Below are 12,990 nucleotides of genomic sequence, written 5' to 3'. Positions count from 1 at the left end.
CGACGATGCAGAGCGAAGCGATGAGGAGAAGCGGCGCAGATGACTAACGCCCCTTGGCTTTCCATCCTGTGGCTGCTGCCGCTGGTCGGGGCCGTCGTGATCATTCTGCTGCCGCCGACTGGACGGCAGTTGGCCAAGTGGCTCGGTGTCGCCGTGTCGGTTGCGGTGCTGGCGGTCTCGATCGCGCTCGCGGTGGCTTTCAAGGCCGGCGGGCCGACGTACCAGTTCACCGAATCTCATCCGTGGATACCGGACTTCGGCGCGGGCTACACCATCGGCGTCGACGGCATCGCGCTGTGCTGGTGCTGGTGACCACCATCCTGGTGCCGTTCCTGCTGGTGGCCGGTTGGAACGACGGAGCCGATGCTGATGGTGCCGGGCGATCCCGCGGCACGCAGGCCTACGTGGCACTGACGCTGACCATCGAATCGATGGTTCTCATCTCAGTGATCTCGCTGGACGTACTGCTGTTCTACGTGTTCTTCGAGGCGATGCTTATCCCGATGTACTTCCTCATCGGGGGATTCGGCGGGGGCGCCCACCGGTCGCGGGCCGCGGTGAAGTTCTTGCTGTACAACCTGTTCGGCGGTCTGATCATGCTGGCCGCGGTGATCGGCCTGTACGTGGTGACCGCCGAACATGGTTCGGGCACATTCGATTTCCGTCAGATCGTCGCCGCCGTGAGCACGGGTTCGCTGAACGCCTCGGCGGGTGTGCTCAAGGCGCTGTTCCTGGGATTCATGTTCGCGTTCGCCATCAAGGCGCCGCTGTGGCCGTTCCATCGCTGGCTGCCCGACGCCGCAGTGGAATCGACACCGGCGACCGCGGTGCTGATCACCGCCGTGATGGACAAGGTCGGCACCTTCGGCATGCTGCGCTACTGCCTGCAGTTGTTCCCCGACGCGTCAACGTATTTCCGGCCCGCCATCGTCACCCTCGCGGTTATCGGCGTCATCTACGGCGCCATCGTCGCGATCGGCCAGACCGACATCATGCGGCTGATCGCCTACACGTCGATCTCACACTTCGGCTTCATCATCGTGGGCATCTTCGTCATGACGACGCAGGGCCAGAGCGGTGCGACGCTGTACATGCTCAACCACGGGATCTCCACAGCGGCGGTGTTCCTGATCGCCGGCTTCCTGATCTCGCGCCGCGGTACCCGCTCCATCGCCGCCTACGGCGGGATTCAGAAGGTGGCGCCCGTCCTTGCCGGCACGTTCCTGGTGGCGGGGTTGGCCACGGTGTCACTTCCCGGACTGGCGCCGTTCGTCAGCGAATTCCTGGTGCTGCTGGGCGCGTACAACCGCTACTGGCTGGCAGCAGCGGTTGGCGTGACCGCGTTGGTGCTCTCATCGATTTACATCCTGTGGCTCTACCAGCGAGTGATGACCGGCCCGGTCACGCCGGGCAACGAACGAATCCGCGATCTGGTGCCGCGCGAAATCCTGGTCGTCGCACCGCTGATCGCGCTGCTGCTGGTCCTGGGGATCTACCCCAAGCCGGTGCTCGACATCATCAACCCGGCGGTCGGGAACACCATGGCGACCATCGGCGCCCACGACCCCGCGCAGATCGTGCGCCCAGGCAGTACGCAGGTACCTGGAATGGCGGAAGGACCGCACCGATGACGTCACTTCTGACTGCTGCCTCAATGCCGACTCCCAGCGTCGAATACGGGCTTCTCTCACCGATTTTCATCGTCTTCGGCGTCGCGGTGGCCGGCGTTCTGGTGGAGGCGTTTCTACCTCGGCGGGCCCGCTACGGCGCCCAGGTCCTGCTCGCGCTCGGCGGCCTGATCGCAGCGGTCGCCGCGGTCATCGTCGTTGCGCGCCAACTCGATCCCCCCGGCCGCTACGCGGTACTGCACGCGCTGGCGATCGACGGGCCAACCCTGCTGTTGCAGGGCGCCATCTTGCTTGTCGCGGTGCTCGCCGTTTTTTTCTTCGCCGAGCGCCATAAGGGCGATCACCCGGGCGCCGGGCCAGGCGCCGCAACGGCTACCGCGCAGGTGCCGGTCCGGTTGCCCGCAGGGTTGGAAGCCTTTACGCCGCAGGCGTCAGCGGTTCCAGGAAGTGCAGCCGAGCATGAGGCGCAGCGGGCCGGCGCGAGCCAGACCGAGGTCTTTCCGCTGACGATGCTGGCGGTCGGCGGCATGCTGGTCTTCCCGGCCGCGAACGACTTGCTGACCATGTTCGTCGCGCTCGAGGTACTGTCACTCCCGCTCTACCTGCTGTGCGGGCTGGCGCGGCACCGCCGCCTGCTGTCTCAGGAAGCAGCGGTCAAATACTTTCTGTTGGGCGCATTTTCGTCGGCCTTCTTCCTGTACGGCGTGGCACTGTTATACGGCGCCACCGACACCCTGACGCTGCCCGGCATTGCAAAAGCCCTGGCAGCAGAACACCACCACTCGATGGCGTTGACGGGCGTCGCGTTGCTGTCTGTCGGTCTGCTGTTCAAGGTGGGCGCGGTTCCATTCCATTCCTGGATCCCCGACGTCTACCAGGGCGCACCAACCCCGATTACCGGGTTCATGGCCGCCGCAACCAAAGTCGCGGCATTTGGTGCGCTACTGCGGGTCGTCTACGTTGCACTGCCGCCCTTGCACGACCACTGGCGCCCGGTGCTGTGGGCCATCGCGATTCTGACCATCGCGGTCGGCACGGTCACCGCCGTCACACAAACAGATGTGAAGCGGATGCTGGCGTATTCCTCGATCGCGCACGTGGGCTTCCTCCTCACCGGCGTGATAGCCGACAACCCGGCGGGTCTGGCCGGCACGATGTTCTACCTCGTCGCCTACAGCTTCAGTACCGTCGGCGCGTTCGGGGTAGTCGGCCTGATTCGCGACGCGCACGGTGAAGAGGACGCCATCACCGCCCACTGGGCTGGACTCGGCCAGCGTTATCCCGTTGTCGGCCTACTCTTTTCGATGTTCCTACTAGCATTCGCCGGTATCCCCCTGACCAGCGGTTTCATCAGCAAATTCGCGGTGTTCTCGGCGGCGGCCGAGGGCGGCGCGGTGCCGTTGGTCATCGTCGGTGTCATCGGCAGCGCGGTCGCCGCGTACTTCTATGTGCGAGTGATCGTGCTGATGTTCTTCACCGAACCGCCCGCTGAACCGGTGCACGTCGTAATGCCCAGCTTTTGGAGCAAGGCAGCGATCGCGGTGTGCGCGGCAATCACCATCGGTTTGGGTATCTTCCCGCAGCCACTGCTCGATCTCGCCCGGCAGGCCGCGCAGTTCCTGACATGAAGCACCCCGCCCAGTGCATCCAGGGCAGCGGGCACCAACCGGTAGTACGACCATTTTCCGCGTTGCGTTCGTTCGCGCAGGCCCGCCTCGAGCAGGATCTTGAGCTGATGCGACACCGCGGGCTGGGACAGTCCAGCCTGCAATCAGCGACACCAGCCGCAGCCGGGCCGGTTCGGCCAGCGCCTTGAGTACGCCCGGCCGGCGGCTCGGCGGCCACCGCGTCCAGCACGTCGTCGGTGATCGGGCTGCAGCACGCGGCGAGGCCGGCCACCAGCGGCTATTCATCACGTTCGGTTGCGGACGCTATCGTGGGGGCATGACCTCAGCATGACACACACATTGACGGGCATCGATGGTTCGTGTAACACTGAACCTATAGAGACTAGTCGATGGAAGGAGTGGGTGGAATGACCGCCGAACACAATGAGCTGCGCGATCAGGTCCGGGCGAGCTACGGTGCCGCCGCCACCGCCGTACGTAGCGGTGACACCAACAGCGACGTGCTGACGGCGGCGAGCTGCTGCGGGTCAAGCGATTCGGTAGACGTCGGAACGATCTTCGGCGCCGGCCTCTACGGCGACGACGAGCACTCCGCGATTCCCGCCGAAGCGCTGGCGGCCAGCCTGGGCTGTGGCAACCCGACCGCCGTCGCTGACCTGCACCCCGGCGAGCGGGTGCTGGATCTGGGCTCCGGTGGCGGCATCGACGTGCTGTTGTCAGCACGCCGGGTCGGCCCCCAGGGATATGCCTATGGCGTCGACATGACCGACGAAATGCTCGCCCTGGCGCAGGAGAACAAAGCCAAGGCCGGTGCCACCAACGTCGAGTTCCGCAAGGGCACCATCGAGGACATCCCGCTGCCCGACGCCGCCGTCGACGTGGTGATCTCCAACTGTGTGATCAACCTGTCGGCCGACAAACCGGCCGTGCTCGCCGAGATGTTCCGCGTCCTGGTCCCCGGCGGCCGGATCGGAATCTCCGACGTCGTCGCCGAAGACCACCTGACCGCAGCCGAGCGCGCCGAACGCGGCTCCTACGTCGGCTGCATCGCCGGAGCGCTGTCTCGTCAGGAATACCTCGACGGGCTGGCCGCAGTCGGATTCACCGATGCTACCGTCACGTTCACCCACGAAGTCGCTCAAGGAATGCACGGCGCGATCGTCCGCGCCACCAAACCTGCCGCGTCGTCTGACTGAGGCGGCCGCACAGAAAACGCGAGGGCGCCCTCCCCCCAGAGTCCTCACCCGAGCAGCGGGCTGTAATCCGTCGGCGGATCGACCAAATTCATTGACCGGTAGAGCTTTTCGCTCAGGGCCGGGCTGGTCTCTGCCGCAGCCAGCACGGCTTCACGGAAGTCCAGTAGCTCCTTGGACGCCGAATGGTCCGGGTCGCCGGCGTCCATGTAGCGGTCATTGAACTGGTTGGACGCCCACATCGGGCCGATCTGCTCGGCGGCCGCCACGAAGAACCGCCGCGCGAGATCACCGTTCGCTTCGGCCAGACACGCCTGCAACCCCGTCGCTTCCAGTGCTGCCACCGTCATGCCCTGGCCGTAGATGGGGTTGGTGCTGCAGATCGCGTCGCCGAAAACCAGTAATCCAGCGGGGAACCGGGCCATCCTGTCGTAGCGCCGCCAGATCGCGCCCGGGTAGCGGAACATCGAGATCTCGCTGATCGGCTCACCGCGCTTGAGCGCCCGCAGCAGCCCCGGCGGCGCGAACTGCGTGGCCATCCGGATCATCCCGGTCAGGTCGCCCGGTGGTTCGTTGTCCGCCACTCTGGTCAGGGTGAAAATCCAGGTGTCGTGTTCGTAGACCGAAAAGGCCCCGCCAGTGGCCTTTTTCGGCTCCGGAACGACGAATGTCATCCGTTCTTTGATGATTCCGGCTGGAATCCGCATCAGCAGGCTGGTGTAGTTCGCATTGGTAGTCGAGCGTTCGGCGACTGGTCTCCCGTAGCCCAGGCCGTCCAGGAATGCCGGCGTGCGCGCACCGCGTCCCATGGCGTCGACCACCAGATCAGCGTCCAGGGTTCGCCGCACGTCAGTGTCGCGGTCGACGATCTTGGCGCCGGTCACGCGCTGCGGGGTTGGCGCGACCGGTTCGACGACGTCGTGTCCGTCGAGAATTTCCACGTTGTCGATCGCCATGACCCGCCGCCTGACGTGCGACTCCAGCAGCGGGCGGCTCAGCAGGTGCAGCTTGACTGCCGACGGGTCGCTGAATTTTCCCTCCCGGCTCAGCTCATGGCCGGCCACCCGGATGCACACCCGGGACAGATCGCCGTCGTCGCAGACCGCAGCGCCGGCCCCGACCAGATCGTCGTGGATCCCGGGAAACAGCGCTGCCAGTTCTTGGGCACCGCGACTCCACAGCACGTGGAAGTGGCGGCCTTGGGGTACTCCGCGTCGCTGATCGGCGCCGTCGGGCAGCGTGTCCCGCTCGACGACCGTCACCGTGCCGTAGAAGTCGCTGAGCACCCGCGCCGCGAGCAACCCGCCCATTCCCGCACCGCAGACGACGGCCCGCTCGCCCAGCTTGACCACCGATTACCCCCTCGCCGACATCCCCGTGTCACCGGCCGACGGTACAGAAATAGTTAAGGCGTTAGGGCAAAACCTGAATCCCGGAGCGGCCACCCGTGGCCGTTGGCGGCGTGCGCGCTCAGACGGACGCGGTGGTCAAGTCGTCCAGTGCCACCGCAGCCAAGTCAGGACGCAGGGCGCTCAGCTTCCCGAGTTCTTCGTCCGCACGCCGCTGCACCAGCAGCGGAATGAAACCCTTCACCCGGCTGCTCTGCAACTGCGAGTAGGCATGCCGCACCACGGCGGCCACGTGGTCCATCGGAAGCGCCGAGTATTTTTCGGCGAGCCGACGTTCGACGTCGGAAATCAGCGCCGACTCTTCTCGAGGCATCCGCATATTGTTGCCCCGAACTGACCACGGGTCAAGGTTGCGCGTTGACCAACGGCTGGGGAACCCGAAGGAAAAACGGCGTTCTACGAGCATCCACCGACCAATGTCGTCAGTTTTCCTCGTCACCCAGAAAAGGCCAGGTGACCAGCAGATAGATCGCAAAAACCGCCAGCGGCGCGAGCAACGGCAACCACGGCAGTCGCAGTGGAAAGGCCGTAGCCACCAGGCCCGCGAGCGTGAAGGCCAAAGCGGAAACCAGCGACGCGAAACTTACCGATTCAAGTCCGACGCCGCTCGCGGCGGCATGTCGCAGCATCAGGTAGCTGGCTGCCGACAAGCCCGCCACCGCGGAACCCACGGCCGTCGGACCGGAGAGCGCGATCACCAGCACGGTCAACAGCACCGCGAGCGTGGCAATCGGCCGCAGCACGACCGCGGCCACCACAGCGACGAGCGCAGCCGCCGCGGCGACCCGGGCCAGACCCTGTGTTCCGACACCGACGGCAGCCACCATCAGCAGCCCGCACGCGGTCGAGAGCAGCTGCGCGGCACTCCTCATGACCGGCGTCCCGTCCGCCGCCGGCGATGATCGGGCACGGCGTGCATCGACTGATCAAGGGTCCGATCGGGCTGCCAGGCAACCACGTCGACACCCACGATGGCCATGTCGCGATACATCGCCGTCCGCTGCAGCGCCCACATTCGATCGACCAGCGGATCTTGGGCCGCGCGGAACGGAGCGCCGCGTAGAACATCGACCGCCACCACGACATGACCACGTCGGCGCAAGTCGATCAGCGCCAACGCGAACTCGGTGTCGAGCAGCGTGGAGAATCCGATCACGATCGCGCCGGACGGAACTGCCGCCCGCGGCGCCAAGGTTCCGGTAGTACTTTCGAATTCATCACCCGCACCGAGCACGGCGTCGAGCACCCGATAGAACTGGCGCTGCCCGATGTCGGCGCCGAGCCAACGGGGCCTGCGCCCGCCGAGTGCGACGATGCCAGCCCGGTCGCCGTTGCGCAGCGCAGTCTGCACCACCTGAGCGGCTCCCCGCGCGATCCGCTCGGTGGCCTCGGTGGCCGGGCCGGCAGGCTGGAGATAGCCGTCGATCAGCGCGACGACGTCCGCGGAGCGGTCGGTCAACCGCTGGGTCACATGCAGGCGGCCGCGACGGGCACTGACCGGCCAGTTGACCGTACGCAGCTGATCGCCCGGCACGTAGGTGCGGATGTCGGCGTACTCGACGCCGCGGCCGATGTGCCGCGTCAGATGCGTCCCGAGCCGATCGAGCAGCTCGGTCGGCGGAAGCGTCGTCGATTGCGGCGGCGTCATCGGAAAGACCGTCACCTCAGCCGCGTCCACCTCGCCCGCGGCCAGCAGAAGCCCGCCGTGCGCGACAACCTCGACCGAGGCCCGCACCGGATAGCGGCCCCAACGCTCGGCGCTGGCGGTGACCGTCAACGGCACGCCGGGCGCGACGTCCAGCTGCATACCCCCCACCGCTGAAGCCGTGAGTTCGATTGCAGTACCGCTTGTTTCAGTGCTGGCCCAAAGAGTCAGGTGCGCCTGCTCACCTTCGAAGCAGCGTTGTGAGCCGGGGTCGGCATGCACCATGACCTTTGGCAGCGGCCGCTGCCAGCTCACCGAACACAGCACGCCGAGCAGCGGCGCCGCGAACGCGACCAGTTGCCAGCACGATCTGATCAGCCCCAGGGCCAGCGCCAGCGCCACACACGTCGCGATTGCACGCGTCAACGCTGATGCGCGCCAACGCAACTGAACTTCCCGCGGCTCAAACATCGCCGTGGGTTCGTGGCACCGGCAATCGTCGCAGCAATTCCTCGACGATGTCCGAGCCGTGGATCTTTCGTACCCACATCTCCGGCCGCAGCGTGATCCGATGCGCCACCGCCGCCGGAGCGAGCGCTTTGATGTCCTCGGGAATCACGTAGTCGCGGCCGAGCAGCAACGCATGAGCCCGCGCAAGCTGCACCAGGTCGAGTTCGGCACGCGGGCTCGCCCCGACCGCCACTTGCGGGTGATGCCGGGTCGCGGCGGCCAACGACACCACGTAGTTCAACACGTCTTCGTGCACGCTGACTGCTTCGACGGACTCGCGCATCGCCAGCAGATCACGTTGGTTCACAACTTGATTGACCGTGGGCTCGGCCGATCCCCGGTCTAGCCGACGGCGCAGCATCGACACCTCGTCGCGCTCGGAGAGGTAACGCAGTTCGAGCCGCACCGCGAACCGGTCCAGCTGCGCCTCGGGCAGCGGATAGGTGCCCTCGTACTCGATCGGGTTGTCGGTGGCCAAGACGATGAACGGCGCGGGCAACGGATGCGTGACCCCGTCGATGCTGACCTGGCCCTCGGCCATCGCCTCCAGCAAGGCCGCCTGGGTCTTGGGCGGCGTGCGGTTGATTTCATCGGCCAACAGCAGATTCGTGAAGATCGGACCGGGCCGGAAATCGAATCGGCTCGAACGCATATCGTAGATCGTCGAGCCGAGCAGATCGGCCGGGAGCAGATCGGGGGTGAACTGGACCCGGGTGAAATCCAGCCCGAGGGCGGCGGCGAACGACCGGGCGATCAACGTTTTGCCAAGGCCGGGAAGATCTTCGATCAGCACATGTCCGCGTGCCAGCACCGTGGTCAGAATGAGCGTGAGCGCGGCGCGCTTGCCCACCACAACGCGTTCGATCTCGTCGAGCACCGCAGTTGCCTGAGCCGTTGTCGTGACAGCCGAGGTCATGTCCACCGCGTCCCCCGTCATACCTGCTCAAGCCGTTCGAGGATTTTTTCCAGTGTCGCGCGGCCCGGCCCCGGTTCGCTCAGGCCGGTGCGCGAGATATTGTCGGGGTTCACCCACGCCCACAGCTCAGGCCCCAAAAGCGTTGTCCCGGAGGCTTCGAATGCAGCCGGATCCTTGGCCTGCTTTTGGCCGGTTGCGATCGTGAACCGCCGCGCGAGCATCGGACGCAGGTGCCTATCCCAGTCGGCACGCGTCGATTCCGACCGGTGAATCAATGTCTGCGTTCGGGACAGCCAGCTACGTAGCGTTTCCTCGAGCGCATTCGGGATCTCCGGCGGCGGCGCCTTGATGTCACGCCCTAGAACCTGACGCACATTGACCAGCGCGAAAAGCACTGCGGCGCCAGTGACCCAGAACACCAACCGGCGATCGTGCAGCGACAGCGCGGCGACCTCAGCGCACAGCACGACAGAGAAACCCAGTGCAATAAGCCTTTTCATGTCGAGGTACGCATATCGGCGAGAACCAGCTGTAGCACGTCGGTCGCGCGGCGGCGATGCTGCTCGGTCATCAGGTGCGGGCTGAATCGCGCCTCCTCGAACAGGTTCACCAGTTCGGCCGCGTTGTCGGTATGTAAAGCATGGTGGTCGACGGCGCGAGCCAACACCTCTGCCGGGGTGTCGCAGTCTTGCGGGACGGCGCCGGGGAAGCGCCGCAGCTCGCGTTCCATCGCCACATAGCACGCGATGATCGCCTGTCGCGGTTCGTGATTGGGGTCTTCGATTTCGGCCAGCCCGCTTCCGGCTGCCCGCACCAGCGAGATGGCCTCCGTCGCAACCGATCCCGGTTCGCCGAGAGACGGGGCCATGGTGGTACCCGACTCGACGACGCGTCGCCGCCAAGCGACGACCGCGCTCACGACGATCATCACCAGCAGGGCGACGGTGCTGGCGATGAGATAATGCAGCACGTCGCGATCCGCGCCCGTGACCCGCGACCCTGGTAGTCGCGGCACCTTGTTCGTCGGCGCGGGCACCGCGGGGCGCGGTAGCGGCTGCGACTGCGGCTGATCGATCTGATGCGCGCCGATGAACTGCGACAGCAGCCACACCGAGACCAGCCACACCAGAAGCACCGTTGCTCCGATCAGCATCACCCGCCAGGCCGGCCAGCCGCTGCCGTCGAAAAACCTCTTCGGCACAGGACTGGCGCTCGACGCCACCCCGCGCGGGTCGCGCAGCCGGGCGATCAGCGCCACGGCCACGATCACCAGCGACACACTGAGCAGCGCCGCAACGTACACCAGCGCCGCGCCGCTCCGCGGGGGCGGCGCGGCGGCACGCTCAACGCCTGGGAGATATCCGCGCAGCGACGCGGCGATGGCGATCAACAGCACGATCACGGCGACTACGCGGCCAGTCGCCTTGTCCAAGATCGGCACACCACTCGACAAGTGCCCATCGTGGCACGGAATAGCGGTGCTCGACCAGCGATCGGCCGAGTTCAGTGCTGGCCGGCTCGGTGCCGCTCGGCGATCTCCGCCAGCCGGTCCACAGATGCCCGAAGCTTGTCGCTCGTCGTGCTCCGGGCCCGCGCGAACCGCTGCTCGTCGGTCAGGTGGGTCCAATCGTAGGTGTGCGTGACCAGGGTGCGCACGTCATCCAGTGGCTCGAGCTCCCAGCGCCACAGATGCCCCGGCGGTGGTTCGCCTTCCACGGAAGGCTTCCACGCGATCCGGCGGGCTTCGACGAACTCGACGATGTGATTCTGGCGGACGGCGCCATTGAGCAGCGTCATCGTGAAAATGTCGCCAATCGCGCGAACACGTTGTCCGCTTTCGGCATTCGACAGATTGCCGTTGCCGTCCCAGCGAGGCTGCTGAGCCGGGTCGGCGATCAGGTCGAAGATACGATCGGCAGCGGCGGCGATCTCGCGGCTCGCGCTCACCACTCGCGGCGTGTCGTCGGGCATACCGCGATTCAAGCACTCAGCGCCGGCGGTAATCCGCCAGGTAGGCCGGCAGCGGTATTGCATCGAGACCGTCAGCGGGGATCGGCGTACCCGGCCGCAGCGTCAGTGGCAGCACCCCGGCCCAGTGCGGCAATCTCACGTCGTCATCGTCGTCGACGGGCCCGCCCATGCGCACCTTGGCGGAGACCTCGACCAGGTCGACGGCGAGCACAGCGGTCGCTGCCAATTCGCGGTCGTTGGGCGGCCTGCTGTCAGCCGCTCGACCGGACGCGACGTGATCGACCACCGCCGCCAACGCGAGCCGCCTCTCGTCGTCGTCGCGCACCAGGCGGGCGTTCCCGACGACGACCACCGAGCGGTACTCCAGCGAATGGTGCATCCACGAGCGCGCCAGGACCAGGCCGTCTACCAGGGTCACCGTGACACAGACCGGCAAGCCGCCGGGAGCGGTCGCGGCAGCGAGCATCGGGTGGCTGCCGGTTGATCCATGCAGGTAGAGCGTCTCGCCCTGGCGCACATGGATCGTGGGCAACACCACCGGACCGCCCTCGCCGACGAAGCCGACATGACAGATCAGCGCCTCGTCGAGGATGGCGTGCACGGTGTCGTGGTCGTAGCGGGCACGTTCGCGATAGCGGGTGGGCACGGTACGCGGTGTGGGCGCGTACGCCTGACCTGCCGTCATGGTTGCCTCCTTGTTTGCACCAGCACATAATAATTAATGTGCCAGAACAATACAGGATCCGCGGTACCGGCGCCGAGTCAATTGCGTCCGATGTCGAAGCGGCCATCTCGTCGGGCGCCCTGGCTCCCGGCGCTGAGCTGCCGCCAATCCGCGAGCTCGCCGCTCAACTCGGAGTCAACGCCAATACCGTGGCGGCCGCCTATCGCTGGCTGCGCGATCGGGGAACCGTCGAAACCGCTGGCCGACGTGGCACCCGGGTGCGCGAGCGACCGGCAACCACGGCCCGCTCGCTGCGCGGCGTCGAGGTCCCGCCGGGCGTGCGTGACGTGTCCACCGGCAACCCCGATCCCGCCCTGTTGCCGATCGCTTGGCTCGACAGGCGGCCCACCAGACCGGTGCTGTACGGCGATCCGGCGGTCTCGGCTGAGCTGGCCGAGTGCGGGCGCGCGGCGCTGACCACCGACGGCGTTGCCGCCGAGCACCTCACCGTGACCGCGGGAGCCCTGGACGGCATCGAACGCGTTCTCGTCGCCCACCTGCGCCCCGGCGACCGGGTCGCAGTCGAGGACCCCGGCTGGGCCAACCTGCTCGATCTGCTTGCCGCACTGGGCTGTGCGCCTGAGCCGATACGTGTCGACGACGAGGGTCCGCTGACCGCCGACGTAGCGCGGGTGTTGCGTCGCGGCGTGCGCGCGATGGTGCTGACCAGTCGGGCGCAGAATCCGACCGGAGCCGCGGTGTCGGCGGCGCGCGTCGACGAGTTGCGGACCTTGTTTGCCGCGCACGACGACGTATTGCTCATCGAGGACGACCACTGTGCCGGCATCGCCGGCGCGCCGCTACACCCGCTGGCCGCAACCACGCGGCACTGGGCGTTCGTGCGCTCGGCCGCCAAGGCTTATGGCCCCGACTTGCGCCTGGCCCTGTTGGCCGGGGATCAGCGCACGATCGAACGGGTGCAAGGCCGGCTGCGACTGGGCCCAGGCTGGATCAGCCACCTGTTGCAGGACCTTGCGGTCAGCCTGTGGCGCGACAAGGCGGCCGTCCAGAAGGTGCAGGACGCGGAGACCGTCTACAGCCGCAACCGTGAGCTACTACGTGCGGCGCTGGCCGATCGGGGGGTGGCCTCGCAGGGCAGGTCCGGACTGAACGTGTGGGTGCCGGTGCCCGACGAAACCACGTCGATCACAAGGCTTTTGAACGCAGGCTGGGCCGCCGCGCCGGGCGCACGGTTCCGGATCGGCACGCCGCCGGGTATGCGGATCACCATCTCGGGGCTGGCCGGCGACGACATCGCGGCACTGGCCGACGGGATCGCCCAGGCCGTGCACTCGGTCGGCCGCGCCAGCATGTGAGTTATCCACAGTTGGCGGTTCATCCACAGACCGGGGCCCGCGAACGCCGG

General features: G+C 66.7%; 12 protein-coding genes and 1 pseudogene. 4 read left to right on the top strand and 9 right to left on the bottom strand.

Annotation, left to right across the window (positions count from 1 at the left end):
- Positions 1 to 39 precede the first annotated feature (39 nt).
- The 3 genes and pseudogenes from AC2VOG_RS03355 to arsM all read left to right on the top strand — a co-directional run bounded on the left by AC2VOG_RS03355 (position 40) and on the right by arsM (position 4,452).
- A pseudogene (locus AC2VOG_RS03355) lies at positions 40 to 1,631 on the top strand (NADH-quinone oxidoreductase subunit M).
- A 23-nt stretch (positions 1,632 to 1,654) separates the two neighbouring features.
- Positions 1,655 to 3,256, top strand: coding sequence for an NADH-quinone oxidoreductase subunit NuoN (gene nuoN / locus AC2VOG_RS03350; RefSeq protein WP_486938501.1), 1,602 nt, complete (start codon positions 1,655 to 1,657; stop codon positions 3,254 to 3,256).
- A 407-nt stretch (positions 3,257 to 3,663) separates the two neighbouring features.
- On the top strand, positions 3,664 to 4,452 hold the full coding sequence (gene arsM, locus AC2VOG_RS03345) for an arsenite methyltransferase (RefSeq protein WP_486938499.1): 789 nt from the start codon (positions 3,664 to 3,666) through the stop codon (positions 4,450 to 4,452).
- A gap of 44 nt (positions 4,453 to 4,496) precedes the next feature.
- Here arsM and AC2VOG_RS03340 read toward each other — a convergent pair whose 3' ends face one another.
- From AC2VOG_RS03340 to AC2VOG_RS03300, 9 genes are all read right to left on the bottom strand, one after another.
- Positions 4,497 to 5,801, bottom strand: coding sequence for an FAD-dependent oxidoreductase (locus tag AC2VOG_RS03340; RefSeq protein ID WP_486938498.1), 1,305 nt, complete (start codon positions 5,799 to 5,801; stop codon positions 4,497 to 4,499).
- 118 nt (positions 5,802 to 5,919) lie between these two features.
- Positions 5,920 to 6,171 (bottom strand): three-helix bundle dimerization domain-containing protein, encoded by a 252-nt coding sequence (locus AC2VOG_RS03335; protein WP_486938497.1) that lies wholly within the window; start codon positions 6,169 to 6,171, stop codon positions 5,920 to 5,922.
- A gap of 109 nt (positions 6,172 to 6,280) precedes the next feature.
- Positions 6,281 to 6,730 carry a hypothetical protein gene (locus AC2VOG_RS03330; protein ID WP_486938496.1) on the bottom strand — a complete coding sequence of 150 codons (450 nt, stop codon included), beginning with the start codon at positions 6,728 to 6,730 and terminating at the stop codon, positions 6,281 to 6,283.
- Positions 6,727 to 7,974, bottom strand: coding sequence for a DUF58 domain-containing protein (locus tag AC2VOG_RS03325; protein ID WP_486938495.1), 1,248 nt, complete (start codon positions 7,972 to 7,974; stop codon positions 6,727 to 6,729). Before AC2VOG_RS03325 ends, AC2VOG_RS03330 begins: the two co-directional genes overlap by 4 nt.
- Positions 7,967 to 8,929 (bottom strand): AAA family ATPase, encoded by a 963-nt coding sequence (locus AC2VOG_RS03320; RefSeq protein ID WP_486938494.1) that lies wholly within the window; start codon positions 8,927 to 8,929, stop codon positions 7,967 to 7,969. Before AC2VOG_RS03320 ends, AC2VOG_RS03325 begins: the two co-directional genes overlap by 8 nt.
- Positions 8,930 to 8,946: 17 nt before the next feature.
- Complete coding sequence (locus AC2VOG_RS03315; RefSeq protein WP_486938493.1) at positions 8,947 to 9,429, bottom strand: hypothetical protein; 483 nt, start codon at positions 9,427 to 9,429, stop codon at positions 8,947 to 8,949.
- Positions 9,426 to 10,382: a DUF4129 domain-containing protein gene (locus AC2VOG_RS03310; protein WP_486938492.1), complete on the bottom strand. Its 957-nt coding sequence runs from the start codon at positions 10,380 to 10,382 to the stop codon at positions 9,426 to 9,428. The genes AC2VOG_RS03315 and AC2VOG_RS03310 overlap by 4 nt, the downstream gene beginning before the upstream one ends.
- A 50-nt stretch (positions 10,383 to 10,432) precedes the next feature.
- The gene (locus AC2VOG_RS03305; RefSeq protein WP_486938491.1) at positions 10,433 to 10,900 is read right to left on the bottom strand and encodes an SRPBCC family protein; all 468 of its coding nucleotides are present in this window, start codon (positions 10,898 to 10,900) and stop codon (positions 10,433 to 10,435) included.
- A 16-nt stretch (positions 10,901 to 10,916) separates the two neighbouring features.
- Positions 10,917 to 11,585 carry a pyridoxamine 5'-phosphate oxidase family protein gene (locus tag AC2VOG_RS03300; RefSeq protein WP_486938490.1) on the bottom strand — a complete coding sequence of 223 codons (669 nt, stop codon included), beginning with the start codon at positions 11,583 to 11,585 and terminating at the stop codon, positions 10,917 to 10,919.
- A 38-nt stretch (positions 11,586 to 11,623) separates the two neighbouring features.
- Between AC2VOG_RS03300 and AC2VOG_RS03295 the strand changes: the two genes are divergently transcribed.
- Positions 11,624 to 12,940, top strand: a complete 1,317-nt coding sequence (locus AC2VOG_RS03295) for an aminotransferase class I/II-fold pyridoxal phosphate-dependent enzyme (protein WP_486938489.1) — start codon at positions 11,624 to 11,626, stop codon at positions 12,938 to 12,940.
- Positions 12,941 to 12,990 lie beyond the last annotated feature (50 nt).

Source organism: Mycobacterium sp. TH-M11 (assembly GCF_057473725.1).
This window is presented reverse-complemented; position numbering and strand designations above follow the sequence as displayed.